The following is a 14,698-nucleotide window of genomic DNA, read 5'->3' on the forward strand; positions in this document are numbered from 1 at the left end:
CAGATGTAATAATAATTGTCAACATAATTTTCCAATATTGGTAAGCTAAAAACCTCAATGCATCAAGAAAGACGACTTATGCGATTTTCTCACATCCAGTCGTCTTCATCTTTTCCTTATTCTTCTCGTCATCTCATATCTATTTCCGTATAGTAAGCAATGCCGATTGCTCCCGGACCTACATGCAATCCAATAACAGGCCCAATATCTACGATGTCGATCTTTTGACTTACGTTGAGCTTCTCCTTAATCATCGCCGCAAATTCTTTGGCCTCGTCAATGCAGTTGATATGATGAATAACAACCTCACCTAATCCATGCTGGCTGATATCTTCCATAAATTTTTGGATCATAGCCTTTACCGCATTACCTTTACTTCTCACCTTCATCAAAACGGTAGTCTTGCCATTTTCCACCGTCAAAATCGGAATGATTTTAAACAGGTTTCCGATCAACGCACTTGCTCCTCCGATTCGTCCGCCTTTTTTTAAGTAGTCAAGGTTCTCAGGTATGAATAAGAATCGGCTTCTTTTGATGTTTTCCAGCGCTGCCTTCTCAACCTGCTTGAGTGTCATTCCCACCTTTGCGGCTCTGGCTGCCTGAAGGACAGCAAAACCCAACTGCATACAGTTCGACCCTGAATCAACGATTGCAATTCTTGCATCGTTGTATTTCTCTAAAAGCATCTTTTTAACAAGCTGGGCGGTCGAGAACGTACCACTCATTTCTGAAGATAAAAGAACACAGCAAAGTTGGTCGCCTTTTTCAACGACACTTCTCATGGCATTTTCCAAATCACCCACAGGAGGCTGCGAAGACGTTGGTATTCCTTTATCAGCCATCATTTGATAAAAACTCTCATTATCGATATCAGTTTCCTTGATGCAGTCATCCCCAAAGGAAATTCCTAGGGATACGGCTTGAATGTCCAGCTCTTTTCTGACTTGTTCGTCTATGTAGCTGGTACTATCCGTCAAAATTTTTACAGCCATGCTTTCCTCTTTCATCATATAAAATCAAAGACTCACAGGCAATGTGACATCCCATGAATCTTTTCTTTTAAGGCAAACAATCAATAATTATTATTTATTATACCTGAATTTCGACATTGTTAATACTTATTTTTAAAATCAAACACCCTTCCTAAACTGAGCAAACTTGATTTTAACCCCCTGCTCGCAGAACTTCTCTTCGTACTCTGTCTTGATATTTCCCTTGAAATCGCTCCGATGCAAATCAGTCGTTTTATAAACGTCCTCAAACCCTTCCGCTTGAAAATACTCAAGGCTGTCGGCGAAGAGCGGAGCATCATCTGTCTTAAACCAGATTTCCCCTTTATTTTTTAAGAAAGTTTTATAGGCTTTTAAAAAATTCGGATGGGTTAATCTTCGTTTATGATGGCGTTTATTCGGCCAAGGGTTACAGAAGTTAATGTAGATTTTCTCAACTTCATCCCAACCGAAAACATCGGCAATCTTCTCGATGTACATAGGAATCATCTTTACATTATCAAGGTCTCTTTCATTCACCTTTCTCAGGACATAAACTAAAAGTTCCGGATGAATATCAACCGCAATATAGTTAATCTTTGGATTTCTTTCTGCCAGCTGGGCAATAAAGCTTCCTCTCCCACAACCCAGCTCAACATGGATGGGGTACTCGTTGCCAAAGACGTCTTGCCACTTTTCTTTATGCTCAAGAGGGTTAAAAACGACCTTATGATCTTTTTCAAGTTCGGGTTTAGCCCATTCCTTTTTTCTTAGCCGCATCTTATGTCTCCTTCTCCAGTCAATCGATATAAGTCTACCAAGAATCGATAAAAGTGAGAAGGTCCAATTTAAAGCATTATCTTTGTAATGAGATTGTCTAGCCTTATTTCATTATTCAACCAGGTAGATGGAATCCAAAAACTCATGATCCTTTTTCGATTCTTTTTTAGATACGAGTAAATAATTTGTGCCTCATCAATATCATACTGTGTCAATTGACGATGGTCTTTTTTCGCTGAGACAAACGTATCGTTGATGATCTGAATTAGATGCCTTCTCGACTCTATGCTATCGACTGCCGCCCCATTAAATTTCTCTTGATAAAGCAGCCTGTTTCCTTTGATTAGGAACAACTTTGCATAGACAGTATTCATAAATTCAACGGCTAAGATATTTCTATTTTTTCGGGAGGATTGAACTAAATTCTGCTTGCTTAGAACATGACTAAGTCCCAAGTAATACTCTTTATAGCGGGCTGCCTTTTCAAAATCAAGATGTTCAATCGCTGAATTGAGTTTTATACGAAGTTCTTGAATGGGAAACCGATCATTCCCGTTTAAAAACTTCTGAAGGTTTTCGATCTGAACCCTGTACTTCTCAGAACTGATCTGACCCGTACAAACCCCTAGACACGTACCCAAGTCTCGAAATAAACAACCATTGGGTTTCTTAACCAATCCCGGGCTTGGACATTTTCGGAGCAAATAAAAATCATTTAAATAATGTACCGCACTCTCCACACCGTGTAAGCTTGTAAAAGGGCCAAAATATACTGCATCATCATCGGATTTGTCATTGACAATCATCAATTTAGGGTACTCTTCGTTCGGTACTTTAAGATAACTATACTTTTGATAATTCTTCATCTGTCGGTTATATCGGGGCTGCAGCTCCTTAATCAGACGACATTCTTCGAGAAATGCTTCCAATTCCGTATCTTTAACCCGATAATGAAACGTATGGATATTATCAATCATTTCAGCAACTTTGGGCTCTCTGTCCTTCTTGTCATAGAAATACTGAGACACCCTAAGCTTAAGATTTTTCGCTTTTCCGACATAGATAATATTCCCCAATGAATCTTCCATTAGATAAACGCCAGGTCTTTGCGGAAGTTGTTTCAATTTTTCCTTGATAAGCATATTATCACCTTAAGCTCGTCATTCATCTTCAACAAGCCTTGCAACGTCCCTACCGCATTTTTTACATTTACCCTTAAGCAAGATGCCCAAATCATCATCATGCAAAGTGTACTCAACAATGGTAGTCATTCCACAAGCGGAGCAGAATACATTATTTACAAGGAGTTGCTGCGTATCTCGTGATAGCTTCGCCCATTTTTGAGCTGCCCGAAAATCGATTATTGACATTTTATCCACCTCTTTTTGCAAATTTTAATCATGTAATGCCTCAATCAATGCTCATCTATGAATTTTTGTAATTGATTGTGCCATTCATCCGGCTCAAATGTGCCAATTCCCGTTTCCTCTCCAAACAATAGATCAATCATATAGCGCGGCTTCTTCCCACCTATATACATGGCTTTGATACAGGAAACACAGTAGATCACTACATCAGCACAAGGCATTTCATTGGAGCGTTTTTTCATCTGTTCCTTGACCTTCTCGATTGGCAAAGTACCGTAAAAGCTGTCCCCACAGCAGGTTGCCTTTGTACGCGTATTACTCGGTTCAATCAATTTTATATTCATTCGTTCAAGAAGTTTTCTTATTGCAGAATGAACCCTTTCCTCCGTGCGTGTAGGACAGGCATCGTGTATAGACATTTCCATGCCCTTATAGTCAGGGAATGGAAATGTTTTGCTTTCAGCTAATATCTCCCAAAGGGACTGGGTAGATATCCCATCATAAAGCTCCCTATATCGCTTGTCACAGCCCGCACAGGTGTTAATGACTTGAGTACCCTTTTCCAAATGAGGATCATGTCGGCAGCAAATCCGGTGTTCAGGAATATCCCCTAGATTCCTGTTCAAAAAATCCAACACTTTTTCAGCAAGCTGCGGCTTATATATTAAAAGCGCACAGCCAGGTGCATAAACTTGTTTCACTATGAATTCCTCCGACAGTCTTCTTTAACGGGTATAATAATACCACATTTTTTATCTTCTATTATAATATCATTTGCAGATCTGTTTATCTAAAGCATTTCTTAAGGTTATAGGTATAAAATATTCTTGGATTTAATTCGTCATTCAAAGAACTACGTAAACCTGTCTCTTTCAAGGGATCAAGTTTATAATGAAACCTAAGAGGTTAAAAATATATCTTAAATGTTTAAAGGAGTAGTTATGCAACAGCCTGCCGTCTTGGAACTAACCCATTTAAGAAAAACAATTAAAGGTAAAGAAATCATCAAAGGCATTGATTTAACCCTTTATCCCTCTCAAATTTTCGGTTTCCTTGGCCCCAATGGTGCAGGGAAAACGACGACGATTCGCATGATTGTCGGCTTGATCAAACCAACGGAAGGTTCGGTAAAAATCTGCGGCTATTCGGTAGCCCACGATTTTGTCAACGCCATGTCGAATGTGGGCTGCATTATCGAAAGCCCGGATATGTATAAATACTTAACAGGTATGGAAAATTTACAGCAATATGCAGCTATGAATAGAACGATTACTCCGCAGCGGATCGAGGACGTTGTGGAAATGGTCGGACTCCAGAACCGTGTTAAAGATAAGGTAAGCGCCTATTCCTTAGGTATGCGCCAGCGCTTAGGGATTGCCCAAGCCATTCTTTCGGGACCCAAGCTTCTCATCCTGGATGAACCGACGAATGGGCTTGACCCCGCAGGGATTACAGAATTCAGAAACCTTATTCGTACCTTGGCTTATGAAGAAGGAATGACCGTCTTCATATCCAGTCATTTACTCCTCGAAATTCAACAAATGTGTGATGTGGTCTCCATCATTAAACAAGGAAACGTCATTAAAACAGCCAATGTACAGGATATCCTGCATGATGATCGGATCGAATGGCAGCTCGATAATCCTGAAAAAGCGATCGCACTTCTAGCGAAGCATTGGAGTATCGAAGGGGTTCAACTGAAGAAGAATACGATCAGTGCCCGACTCAACCAAAACTCGCTGGAAAAAATCAATGCCTGTTTTATTCAAGAGGGCCTCGCACTCTCCTATTGTACTTCAAAGCAAAGCACATTAGAGGACCTATTCTTAGACCTGACGGAGGGTGATCAAATTGTTTAATCTCATTGAAAACGAAATCATTAAAATGATTTCCAAAAAGCGGCTCTTGTTTGTTTTCGCTATTTTAGTTATTCTGATCTCGGTCTTTGCCTATGGGCAAAACAAAACGATGGAAAGAACCAAGGCCCAGCTTTCGCAGCGCATGGGGATTACGGCAACAGACGACTGGCAAAAGCTTGCGGATCAGCAGTTAATCGATATGAAAAATCGGCTGGACAGTCCTTCAGCCGATGATAAAGGCAAAGCTTCACTCCGTGTAAGAATGGAGCAGCTTCAATATAACCTGGACCATAATATCAACCCGCTGGAGCAGTCCTCAGCAAAATTTACGACCAAATTCATGGAACAGGCGATCTTCTTATTTCTTCCTCTTTTGATTATCATGTTAGCTGCCGATATGGTTTCCGGTGAATCCTCAAGCGGGACGATTAAACTCCTCCTTGTCCGCAACGTCCCACGATGGAAGATTCTCCTGAGCAAATATTTAACCCTAATCATCCTGGAAGTTGTTGTTGTTCTCTTATCGTTTGTCCTCTCAGCCATAATCTCCGGATTTTTCTTTGGATTCGGGGGATGGCAGGTTCCAGTGGCAACAGGATTTCAAGTCGTTACAGGGAAACTCGACTCCTCCGGCGTCTTTAACGTTCCCCAATGGCAATACGCCTTGATGATTTATTCATTAGCTTTCTTTGTCGCCTTTGTAATCGGCAGTATTTCCTTTATGATCTCGATCCTCGTCAAAAGTACGGCTGCTTCCATTGGGATTATCATGTCGACCCTTATTGCAGGTAATTTTATCACTTATTTTCTTTCAGACTGGCCGATCACACGCTATCTATTCATGGTCAACCTGCGTCTGACCGATTATTTATCCAGCTCCGTCCAGCCGATTGACGGAATGAATATGCTTTTCTCCGTTACCGTTCTTTTAGGATGGGCTATCGCCGCGACCGTTGTTAGTTTTACCTATTTCACAAAACAAGACATCCTTGTTTAAGGAGAATGACCTTTATGAAAAAAACATTGACCTATACTTTCCTTTCTTTGGCTTTCCTGGGCATTATCGTCCTATCCGTGGGCTTCTATCAGGCGCTCCGTGCGACAGCTCCCCATAATTCTCAATCGACATCAGCCTTAGCCTCCTCTTCCGCTGAAGCGGTTCCTGCTCAAGCCTCAGCCAAGAAGTCCAACACGTTAAATGTACTCATCATCGGAGATTCGATTGCTAAGGGAACAGGAGACGAGAAGAATAAAGGGTTTACCGGCAATCTCACGGATTCTTTTAAAAACAGCACCTCAAAACAAATTTACATCAATAATTTAGGAATCGACGGTCTGGAAAGCTCCGGTTTACTTCAACAGCTCCAAAGCAAAAAATGGGATCAATCCGTCGCTGACTCCGATCTAATCCTTATCTCTATCGGCGGCAATGACCTCCGAAGTATCCTTACGCTGAATGGACTGGCACAACAAGATGCCTTTCAGGAAAAACGGGACAGTTATATGAACAATCTAAAACAGTCCCTCCAGCTCTTACGAAACGCCAACTCGAAGGCCGAGATTGTTTTTCTCGGACTTTATAACCCTTACGAAAAATTAACTGGCTCTGAAGCCCAAGGCTTTTTAGAGGAATGGAACTATAAGAGCCAACAGCTGATTGAAAGCGACGGCAAAGCCCTTTTTATCCCGACTTATGATCTCATCAAATATAACATCGGCCGTTATATCGCCCAAGACGACCTGCACCCGAATGCTTCGGGTTATCAAGCGATCTCTAACCGGATCAGTCAATCCGTTGGACCGATCATCTCCGGATCTTAGGTAAAAATCCGCTTCACAATAAGATGAAATTAATTTAGGCATGCCTATGAAGGCATGCCTTTTTAGTTTTAGGTATTCATTTTAATCAGAATTCTTTAGCCACCTGAACACCCCTTTGAAGAGCCTTTGATTTAATCGCTTCTGCCTGGGTAGGATCTTGAGCCGTCCCCTCAATAATAATCGATTCAATTGACGGAATTCCGAGGAAGGTAAGCAATGCCCGGATATATTTATCTCCAAATTCAAAATCTCGAGTCGGCCCCTCTGAATAAACACCGCCTCTGGATTGTATGTGCAGAGCCTTTTTATGGGTAAGCAAACCTACAGGGCCTGACTCCGTATATTTAAAGGTTCTTCCCGCTATACAAATCGTATCTAAATAGGCTTTCATTTTCGGCGGAATGCTCAAGTTCCACATTGGAGTTACAAAAACATATTTGTCCGCGTTAACAAATTGATCGCATAAATCGTTAATACGCCCCACTTTATTTTGTTCTTCTGTCGTCAATTGCTTAAAATCTCGACCTTGCTGAAGCTTTCCCCATCCATTAAAAACATCCAGATCAATATATGGAATTTCAAGTTGGTAAAGGTCAAGCTTAAGGATCTGGTCCCTAAGATTTATCTGTTGATATTCTTTTAGAAACGCGTCACCAACCGACAAACTGTATGAATCCTCTACTGCTTTTGGGTTAGCCGTAATGTATAAGACTATACTCATCTTTGATCCTCCTTGACTTAAATTCTATAGTTTAAAAATTTCTTTTAATCCACTAGATTTCCAAAGTGTATTGTTCTCTTCTCAAACTAAAGCCATACATAAGTTTTTATTTTTCAGCAAATTATCAGCTAACCATCAGTTGTATCTCAGGAAGCACCGATATACTTAAACTCAAGAACTCCGGTAGTTTTAGGTTAAGGAACCAATGGTAATTGAGGAGGAATAAAAATGGCGATAACCACCAAAGGAATAACGCTCTCCGAATTTGCCAAGGTATTCGCTGATCTAGGCTGTACTGAAGCCTACAATCTCGATGGACGCGGTTCCTCAACAATGTATTTTATCGGCCGAGTCGTAAACAACCCCCTCAGTAAACAAGAAGAACGTTCCATCAGCGATATTTTGTATATCAACGGATGATGATTAGGTGATCAAAGAAAGTAAGCTATAAAAAATAATTGGGAGGTCGAAGAAATGACGATACTGATTCCTGCCTATGAACCGGATACCCGATTATTAACATTGATTGAGAAAATTAAGGCGGCCTGTAATTTTAAGATCGTTGTCGTGGACGATGGCAGCGGGGAAGCTTATCGTGGAATTTTCAAGGCTGTCCAAGGTTATGGATGCACAGTGTTAACCCATGAAACCAATCAAGGCAAAGGCCGCGCCTTGAAGACAGGATTTCAATACGTTAAGGAAACAGGCAAAAGTGAAGGTGTGGTCTGTGCCGATAGTGACGGCCAACATTTGCCCCAGGATATCCTTAAAATCGCTCAAAGGATTGAAGAGTTAAAAGGTTATATCGTCCTTGGATGCCGACATTTTACCGGCAATGTTCCCCTGCGCAGCCGTTTTGGGAATTCAGTCACCCGAATGGTCTACACCCTTGCTACGGGTCATCGGATTTATGATACTCAGACAGGATTGCGCGGTTATTCATCAGATATGCTCGACTGGCTGTGCGAAGTTCCGGGAGAACGCTTTGAATATGAGATGAATATTCTCCTGGACGCTGACAAGGAAGGCTACTCTTTTAGCCAGGTCGATATCAATACCGTTTACCACGAAAACCACTCTTCACATTTTCGAACGTTTGTCGATTCTGCCAAGGTTTATATTCCCCTGCTTAAATTCAGTGCATCCTCACTGGTGTCAGGGATCCTCGATTTTTCCCTGTTAATGATCTTCCAATATCTTCAGCTTAGCCTTCTTCTTTCTGTAATCAGTGCGAGAGCATGCAGCTCAGCTTTTAATTATTCGGTAAATCGGTCTTTTGTTTTTGCCAAAGGCAATCAGTCTTATAACTCTCAAAATTCGCTGCCAAAATACTTTTCGCTGGTCCTTATCATTATGGCCTTAAATTATGAGCTGATTCGCTTCATCAATCTCCGCTTGGCTATCCCCGTCTTTTATGCGAAAGTTCTTACCGAATTTATTTTATTCCTCTTGAGTTATGTCGTTCAAAAGACCTTCGTATTTAAGCATAAGCAATGGCAAAGCTCTATTAAAAGATGCGTTTTATTAAGTTCTCCGACTTTAAGAGAATAATAAATAAGGAGTATATGAACTTAATTAAACAAACTCAAACTCAATAAACAATTTTCTTGAATGTTTTTGAATTTAATCTATAATGTAATTAATAAGATCATCGTTTAATAACCTTGAATTAATGTCTTTTGTAAAAATGAACAAAAAAAACTCTCGATTTTTGTAATAATCTACAAAACCCGAGAGTTTTTTTATTTTAATTCAGTTTCTCTGGGAGGTTTATAAAAGACAGAGGGACGGGTAAGGCGAAGGCTGGGCTTGGGAGCTATTAGCCGAAGAAGCTTATTATCCTCGATCTGATGAATTTCTTGAAGCTGCAGCGCTCCGGTAAGACACGCCTGAACACAATACGGTAATTTTCCTTGGTCAATTCGCTCGTAACAGAGTTCGCATTTGCTTGCTTTACGCGTCACGGGGTTAAATTGCGGTGCGCCAAATGGGCATGAAACAATACAAGACTTGCATCCTGTGCACTTTTCAGGGTTATGAAGGACTATTCCGTCACGACGCTTGAAATATGCCCCAGAGGGGCAAACCCTTAAACATTCCGGATTGGCGCAATGATTACACGATGTGGATAAGAAGAACCTCCGTATATGCTTTGAGTCTGCTTCTTCAACCTGACGAAGATTTCGCCAACTTAAAGCGGAAGGCAAGGAGTGATTAATCTGGCAGGCTTTGATGCAAGCACCACAGCCTAGACAGCGATTCGAATCAAGGACAAATCCGAGCTGCTTAGCCAATAATTACCCGACCTCCTTTTAGTTTATTTTCCGCAGGTTGACGAAGGTTTCATTCAGCGCAAAACCCGGTGCGCCCTGGGTTTGATGCCCCATATCCGTTCGAGGAGTCCCCATAAGCCGGTTAAGCGAAACATCAGACTTAATTTGTTCCTGATATATAAAAACCACTTCATCCGGAAGGCCGTTTTCAATAGCGACAATCCCCTCTATGGCACCAAACCTATTGCCCATTCTAATCTTATCTTCCTCTTTAAGTTCATATCGCTTAGCTACTTCCGGGGAAAGGTGAACTGTAAAATGGTCCTGCAAATGATCTAAGGCATAGGGCTGAGAGTTTATGCAGGTCAGGTGATGGGGGGTTATAAGACGCAGCGGAAATTCCGCAGAGGATTCTAAGGAGGGACGATAGATCGGCAAAGCAGGAAATCCTGCCTTCTCTGCGCTTTCAGAATAAAATTCAAAGCGGCCGGAGGGGGTTTTAAACTTCCGATCCTCCCATGCTGTCAAAGAAAAACGGGCACGAAGCGGCCCTTCGAAAATATCTTCAGGTTTTTTCAAGCCTAATATATTGAGTATATTCGTCGGCCCAAGCAGGTTGAGCAGCGTTTCCTTTTCATCCCCTGCCGTAGGAAATTTACAGCTTCCCGGCGAGATTTGGTTCAAACGGGCGGAGATATCCCAGGCGATTTGAAGATCGGAACGCGCTTCTCCAACAGGGGCAATTGCGGGTTCATTAACACCGACCCAATAGTGCCAATAACTTGAATTCAAATCCCAATGTTCATACTGTGTGGTAATGGGCAGAAAAAGATCCGCAGCCTGAGAAGATTGGGAAGGAAAAAGGTCACAGATCATGATCAAATCGAGTTGTTTCAAGAGCGTTTTCCAAAGATGGAGGTTGCCGTCCTGAGATAAAGGATTTCTCCCGGCAAGCCAGAGCATTTTAACGAGAGGGTCTGTACACTCAAGGGCCTGCTCGGCAAAATTATTGATATTCAGCAAGCGGTCGTGAGGAGCGGGTTGATCATAAAAATAAGAAGTAACTTTGCCGGAATATTGATAGGTCTCGAATTGTCCGTATTGAACCCCGCCGCCTGATTCGCCGATATGCCCGGCTAAAGCCCCAAGCGCATCAATCGAACGCAGAGTTTGTCCGCCATTGATATAGCGCTGCAGTCCGAACCCGACCCAGATACAAGCGGGATGAGTTTTCCCGTATTCAAGCGCCAACTCTCGAAGGGTTTCTATCGGAACTCCGGTAATCGCCGAACAGTCTCTAAGATCCACCTTTGCTTGAAGATAATCGATAAATTCTTGATGACCTAAAGAATAGGACGCGAGCTCAGGATCAACAAGCTTTTCCTCAACAATAATCTTGGCAAATCCTAACGCCAGAAGGCCGTCGGTGCCCGGACGAACTTGGATAAAGCGATGAACTCGGGCAGCCGTTGCACTAAAATACGTGTCAAAGCAGACGACTTTTGTCCCATTGTCCATAGCGTCAAAAATAATCGGCATTTGATGGGGCGCAGTCCAGGCGGGGTTCACACCCCAAAGCCAAATGAGTTTGGAACGGCTCATATCAAGCGGATCTGAACAAAAAAATGTCCCAAAGTCATACGTTTGAGCATCAACTCCTGCAGACCAGCACGGGGATCCTATGGCCCGTGTCGTAGAACCTAGTCCCGTAAAGAGGGCGTCTGTCGCATAATGCAGAAGGCCGAAGTTTCCTGAATACTTGTCCAAAGCCACCGGCAAGGTTGTTCCGTACTTTTCCTTCAGTTTTAAAATCGTTTCGGCAATTATATTTAAAGCACCATCCCAAGAAATCCGTTCCCAGTACCCACTGTAACGCTCTCTTTGACGCATTGGGTAACGTATCCTTCGCGGGCTGTAAACCCGCTTCACATCTTCTAATGCTTTGGGGCATAATTTGCCCCGGGTATATTCATGAAACGGATTTCCTTCAACAGAAATCAGTTTTCCATTACGTGTCGTACTGATGATACTGCACGTATCATAACAATTACGGGGACAAATATTGTGATGGGTTTTCTCCATTTATATCTCCCTTACGTAAATACTTTAATATTATTAAACAAGTTTCTTATTAATATTATAGGAGTTTTTACTGGAAATATAAATAAGGGGCCATTGCTCACTAAAATGTACCCTGTAAAATGGACAGCAAAAAAGAGGCATCATGCCGAACTTTTTATGACTCTGTTTTACAGGGGCATTTTTTGTTATGCTGACTATGTGGAGTGGATGAAAAGATGGGAACAAATCGTTTTACAGAGGAACAGCAGGCAATGCTGCGGCAGAATCCATATGTAGTCAAGGTAAGTGAAACATCGATTACATATTCGGTTGACTTTAAAGAACGATTCTATCGTGAATATAAGGCTGGAAATATGCCTTCTGCTATTTTACGAGGGATGGGTTTTGATCCTCGTGTGTTGGGGAAAAAGCGGATTGACCGTTTTGTTGGAAATGTTAGTAAGTACGAGGCGCACAACGAAGATTTTCATGACCGGCGTAAAGATAGTACTGGTCGTCCAAGAACAAAAGACCTGACGTCCGAGGAGAAAATATCTCGCTTAGAGCATCAGGTTCAGTATTTAAAACAAGAGAATGAATTTCTAAAAAAAATCAACTTTTTAGAAAAGAAGGCACAATGGGAAGCCAAGCGGCGCCAGCAGAAAAATACAAGATCATCCAAAAAATGACCCGACGGGATAATAACTTTTTGAACATAACATGGCTGTGCAAATATGCCGGCGTTTCCCGTTCCGGATACTACCGTTGGCTGAAGGCTGCAGATGTGAGAACTGCACAATATGAACAGGACAAGAAAGACTTTGAGGTGATTCTGGCGGCTTACCAGTTCCGCGGTTATGACAAAGGAGTCCGAGGTATCTACATGCGACTGCTGCACCAGGGAATCCGTATGAACCGAAAGAAAATCTCGCGGCTGATGAAAAAGTTTGGACTGAAATGCACGATTCGGAAAGCAAATCCATACCGACGTATGGCAAAAGCTTTGAGAACCAGCAATGTAGCCGATAATCTTGTTAACCGTGAGTTCGAGGAACACGGCCCAAGGGCCATACTTTTAACAGATATTACTTACATGTTCTACCGCAACAGCCAGAAAGCGTATCTCTCAACAATTTTAGATGCCTGCACCAAGCAGGTGTTGGCATATGTAGTTAGCAACTCTTTGGAAGTGGACTTTGTATTAGAAACGGTCAATCATCTGATCCAAGAACACGGAATTTCTTTGAACAAGGAAACCATTATCCATTCAGATCAGGGCTGCCATTATACCAGCATATCATTCCAGGCCTTGCTCAAGGACAAAGAACTGCGTCAGTCTATGTCAAGGCGAGGGAATTGTTGGGACAACGCGCCTCAGGAGTCCTTCTTTGGCCATATGAAAGATGAAATCCACCTGGAAGGCTGCAATACATTCGAAGAATTAACGGTCATTATTGAAGACTATATGGATTACTACAACAATGATCGCTACCAATGGGATTTAGCCAAGCTGTCACCAAACCAGTACGAAAAATATCTCCGGACTGGAAATTATCCTATTCATGTGTAGATCGGATTTAATACAGGGCACTATGAGCGATTGTTCCAGCGAGTGAGAGCCACCGTTCCGTTTTACGAAGCCAGTATTCGGAAACAGCGAAACCACTCTGGGGTAGACTTGACATGGGACCCTACGACGGATGCTTCAATGGGTCGAGGGCTGTGGCTCAAATGATGTATTCCTTTGGGGTAAGCCCCATCCCTTTAATCTAGGGTAGCATCCGCCGCCCCCATATCAAGTCTTATTTTGAGTCATAAAGCAGGCTGTTAAGCAATGTCTTCTCAATAGATTTACCAAGGCTCTATGTCTCCGGAACTATGGCTCAATTTTTCCATACAAGCGGCTCACTGTATTCCGGAACGACGGCTCTTTCGCATCGGTATATTAAGATCAAAACGGTATTTCTTCCGGAATAGAGATGCCATGTATGCGACACAGTGATTCTAATAACTCTATTTTTTTATTTGCTTCATCCAGAGAACTCTTCACTGACCAGTAATCACTGCGGAGCTGTTCGAAAAAGTCTTCTAACTGCTCGTATTCTTTTTTGAAGTTTTGCTTTGATGAGCGAAATCTTTTTACAGTAGCTTTCATAATGTTTATAGATATGCGGATATATTTAACGCTGGCAGTCATATCGAAGTGATATAACTGCCAGCGTTTGCTTGCATATCTCCTCCGTAAAACCCATTTAAGCAGTTTCACAGAGATTTTATAGGCCCTTTTTTTAAATTGTCCTTGACATGGGGGGCACTTTACACGAAGTTTGGCAACGGCCCCTTGAACTGTTAAAACCTCCGACGACGGAAAAAGAAAAACGGGGAGAAAAATGGGAAAAAGAATGGATTAAAAAACGGAAAAAATCCAAAGCCTCTAAAACGTCCAAACATAAGCTTTTATTCCTTTCTTTTTCTTAGTTTAGAAGATTACGCCTAATGCGATGAGGATCAAGATAGCAATTGCGATAATCCCGACACCAACGCCAACACCTGCAACAGGAGCAACTGATGGACAACATGCACCACCAAAACCGCCCATGCCAAAGCCCATTCCGAACATATCATTACCTCCTTAAAAATATTTTTTAGAAAAGATTAGAATACGATTCCTAATGCGATAAGCAGAAGAATGATTACCACTACGATAGCAATACCTGGTAAGAAACGAGGGGTACAAACTCCGTCAACACCACCAAATGCCATCTGAATTCCTCCTTTGTTAGAGATAATACATACTATGCTTGGTCACGAATAATTGCCACAATAT

Annotated in this window: 17 protein-coding genes; 7 read left to right on the top strand and 10 right to left on the bottom strand. The window is 42.0% G+C overall.

Annotated features, from left to right (window positions below; translation table 11 throughout):
• Positions 1 to 128: 128 nt before the first annotated feature.
• The 5 genes from ACHOLT_RS20420 to ACHOLT_RS20440 form a co-directional block, all read right to left on the bottom strand.
• Positions 129 to 992 carry a DegV family protein gene (locus tag ACHOLT_RS20420; protein WP_425804549.1) on the bottom strand — a complete coding sequence of 288 codons (864 nt, stop codon included), beginning with the start codon at positions 990 to 992 and terminating at the stop codon, positions 129 to 131.
• A gap of 138 nt (positions 993 to 1,130) precedes the next feature.
• Entirely contained in the window at positions 1,131 to 1,769 is a 639-nt protein-coding gene (gene trmB / locus ACHOLT_RS20425) for a tRNA (guanosine(46)-N7)-methyltransferase TrmB (RefSeq protein ID WP_425804552.1), read from the bottom strand.
• Between the two features lie 68 nt (positions 1,770 to 1,837).
• Positions 1,838 to 2,911: a GIY-YIG nuclease family protein gene (locus tag ACHOLT_RS20430; protein WP_425804555.1), complete on the bottom strand. Its 1,074-nt coding sequence runs from the start codon at positions 2,909 to 2,911 to the stop codon at positions 1,838 to 1,840.
• A gap of 18 nt (positions 2,912 to 2,929) precedes the next feature.
• Positions 2,930 to 3,139, bottom strand: a complete 210-nt coding sequence (locus tag ACHOLT_RS20435) for a hypothetical protein (protein ID WP_425804558.1) — start codon at positions 3,137 to 3,139, stop codon at positions 2,930 to 2,932.
• A gap of 44 nt (positions 3,140 to 3,183) precedes the next feature.
• On the bottom strand, positions 3,184 to 3,837 hold the full coding sequence (locus ACHOLT_RS20440; protein WP_425804561.1) for a (Fe-S)-binding protein: 654 nt from the start codon (positions 3,835 to 3,837) through the stop codon (positions 3,184 to 3,186).
• A 240-nt stretch (positions 3,838 to 4,077) separates the two neighbouring features.
• Here ACHOLT_RS20440 and ACHOLT_RS20445 point away from each other — a divergent pair, with 240 nt between their 5' ends.
• From ACHOLT_RS20445 to ACHOLT_RS20455, 3 genes are read left to right on the top strand one after another with little or no spacing between them, the layout of a single operon-like run.
• Positions 4,078 to 4,995: an ABC transporter ATP-binding protein gene (locus ACHOLT_RS20445; protein WP_425808198.1), complete on the top strand. Its 918-nt coding sequence runs from the start codon at positions 4,078 to 4,080 to the stop codon at positions 4,993 to 4,995.
• Entirely contained in the window at positions 4,988 to 5,992 is a 1,005-nt protein-coding gene (locus ACHOLT_RS20450; protein ID WP_425804564.1) for an ABC transporter permease subunit, read from the top strand. The genes ACHOLT_RS20445 and ACHOLT_RS20450 overlap by 8 nt, the downstream gene beginning before the upstream one ends.
• 14 nt (positions 5,993 to 6,006) lie before the next feature.
• Positions 6,007 to 6,816 (top strand): GDSL-type esterase/lipase family protein, encoded by an 810-nt coding sequence (locus ACHOLT_RS20455; RefSeq protein ID WP_425804567.1) that lies wholly within the window; start codon positions 6,007 to 6,009, stop codon positions 6,814 to 6,816.
• An 85-nt stretch (positions 6,817 to 6,901) separates the two neighbouring features.
• Here the strand turns inward: ACHOLT_RS20455 and ACHOLT_RS20460 are convergent, their stop codons facing one another.
• Positions 6,902 to 7,537 carry an FMN-dependent NADH-azoreductase gene (locus ACHOLT_RS20460; protein WP_425804570.1) on the bottom strand — a complete coding sequence of 212 codons (636 nt, stop codon included), beginning with the start codon at positions 7,535 to 7,537 and terminating at the stop codon, positions 6,902 to 6,904.
• Between the two features lie 228 nt (positions 7,538 to 7,765).
• Here ACHOLT_RS20460 and ACHOLT_RS20465 point away from each other — a divergent pair, with 228 nt between their 5' ends.
• On the top strand, positions 7,766 to 7,957 hold the full coding sequence (locus tag ACHOLT_RS20465) for a phosphodiester glycosidase family protein (protein ID WP_425804573.1): 192 nt from the start codon (positions 7,766 to 7,768) through the stop codon (positions 7,955 to 7,957).
• 54 nt (positions 7,958 to 8,011) lie between these two features.
• Positions 8,012 to 9,088, top strand: coding sequence for a glycosyltransferase (locus ACHOLT_RS20470; RefSeq protein ID WP_425804576.1), 1,077 nt, complete (start codon positions 8,012 to 8,014; stop codon positions 9,086 to 9,088).
• A gap of 191 nt (positions 9,089 to 9,279) precedes the next feature.
• On the opposite strand, the gene ACHOLT_RS20475 is transcribed toward ACHOLT_RS20470, so the two are convergent.
• Both ACHOLT_RS20475 and ACHOLT_RS20480 read right to left on the bottom strand, forming a co-directional pair.
• Positions 9,280 to 9,831 (bottom strand): 4Fe-4S dicluster domain-containing protein, encoded by a 552-nt coding sequence (locus ACHOLT_RS20475; protein ID WP_425804579.1) that lies wholly within the window; start codon positions 9,829 to 9,831, stop codon positions 9,280 to 9,282.
• A gap of 18 nt (positions 9,832 to 9,849) precedes the next feature.
• Positions 9,850 to 11,892 (bottom strand): molybdopterin-dependent oxidoreductase, encoded by a 2,043-nt coding sequence (locus tag ACHOLT_RS20480; RefSeq protein ID WP_425804582.1) that lies wholly within the window; start codon positions 11,890 to 11,892, stop codon positions 9,850 to 9,852.
• Between the two features lie 203 nt (positions 11,893 to 12,095).
• Between ACHOLT_RS20480 and ACHOLT_RS20485 the strand changes: the two genes are divergently transcribed.
• Together ACHOLT_RS20485 and ACHOLT_RS20490 are read left to right on the top strand one after the other, a co-directional pair.
• Positions 12,096 to 12,560: an HTH domain-containing protein gene (locus ACHOLT_RS20485; protein ID WP_425802494.1), complete on the top strand. Its 465-nt coding sequence runs from the start codon at positions 12,096 to 12,098 to the stop codon at positions 12,558 to 12,560.
• Positions 12,509 to 13,441, top strand: a complete 933-nt coding sequence (locus tag ACHOLT_RS20490; RefSeq protein ID WP_425804585.1) for an IS3 family transposase — start codon at positions 12,509 to 12,511, stop codon at positions 13,439 to 13,441. The genes ACHOLT_RS20485 and ACHOLT_RS20490 overlap by 52 nt, the downstream gene beginning before the upstream one ends.
• Positions 13,442 to 13,822: 381 nt before the next feature.
• Here the strand turns inward: ACHOLT_RS20490 and ACHOLT_RS20495 are convergent, their stop codons facing one another.
• Both ACHOLT_RS20495 and ACHOLT_RS20500 read right to left on the bottom strand, forming a co-directional pair.
• Entirely contained in the window at positions 13,823 to 14,026 is a 204-nt protein-coding gene (locus ACHOLT_RS20495; RefSeq protein WP_425802487.1) for a hypothetical protein, read from the bottom strand.
• A 324-nt stretch (positions 14,027 to 14,350) separates the two neighbouring features.
• A complete protein-coding gene (locus ACHOLT_RS20500) occupies positions 14,351 to 14,491 on the bottom strand; it encodes a hypothetical protein (protein ID WP_425804588.1) in 141 nt (46 codons plus the stop codon).
• Positions 14,492 to 14,698: the final 207 nt, after the last annotated feature.

This window comes from Desulfitobacterium nosdiversum (assembly GCF_049860565.1).
Taxonomy (GTDB): domain Bacteria; phylum Bacillota; class Desulfitobacteriia; order Desulfitobacteriales; family Desulfitobacteriaceae; genus Desulfitobacterium_A; species Desulfitobacterium_A nosdiversum.

Excerpts from the sequence above, each read along its gene's own strand:
- ACHOLT_RS20420 (WP_425804549.1), bottom strand. The coding sequence starts at position 992 with ATGGCTGTAAAAATTTTGACGGATAGTACCAGCTACATAGACGAACAA.
- trmB (WP_425804552.1), bottom strand. The coding sequence starts at position 1,769 with ATGCGGCTAAGAAAAAAGGAATGGGCTAAACCCGAACTTGAAAAAGAT.
- ACHOLT_RS20430 (WP_425804555.1), bottom strand. The coding sequence starts at position 2,911 with ATGCTTATCAAGGAAAAATTGAAACAACTTCCGCAAAGACCTGGCGTT.
- ACHOLT_RS20435 (WP_425804558.1), bottom strand. The coding sequence starts at position 3,139 with ATGTCAATAATCGATTTTCGGGCAGCTCAAAAATGGGCGAAGCTATCA.
- ACHOLT_RS20445 (WP_425808198.1), top strand. The coding sequence starts at position 4,078 with ATGCAACAGCCTGCCGTCTTGGAACTAACCCATTTAAGAAAAACAATT.
- ACHOLT_RS20455 (WP_425804567.1), top strand. The coding sequence starts at position 6,007 with ATGAAAAAAACATTGACCTATACTTTCCTTTCTTTGGCTTTCCTGGGC.
- ACHOLT_RS20460 (WP_425804570.1), bottom strand. The coding sequence starts at position 7,537 with ATGAGTATAGTCTTATACATTACGGCTAACCCAAAAGCAGTAGAGGAT.
- ACHOLT_RS20465 (WP_425804573.1), top strand. The coding sequence starts at position 7,766 with ATGGCGATAACCACCAAAGGAATAACGCTCTCCGAATTTGCCAAGGTA.
- ACHOLT_RS20470 (WP_425804576.1), top strand. The coding sequence starts at position 8,012 with ATGACGATACTGATTCCTGCCTATGAACCGGATACCCGATTATTAACA.
- ACHOLT_RS20480 (WP_425804582.1), bottom strand. The coding sequence starts at position 11,892 with ATGGAGAAAACCCATCACAATATTTGTCCCCGTAATTGTTATGATACG.
- ACHOLT_RS20490 (WP_425804585.1), top strand. The coding sequence starts at position 12,509 with ATGGGAAGCCAAGCGGCGCCAGCAGAAAAATACAAGATCATCCAAAAA.
- ACHOLT_RS20495 (WP_425802487.1), bottom strand. The coding sequence starts at position 14,026 with ATGAAAGCTACTGTAAAAAGATTTCGCTCATCAAAGCAAAACTTCAAA.
- ACHOLT_RS20500 (WP_425804588.1), bottom strand. The coding sequence starts at position 14,491 with ATGTTCGGAATGGGCTTTGGCATGGGCGGTTTTGGTGGTGCATGTTGT.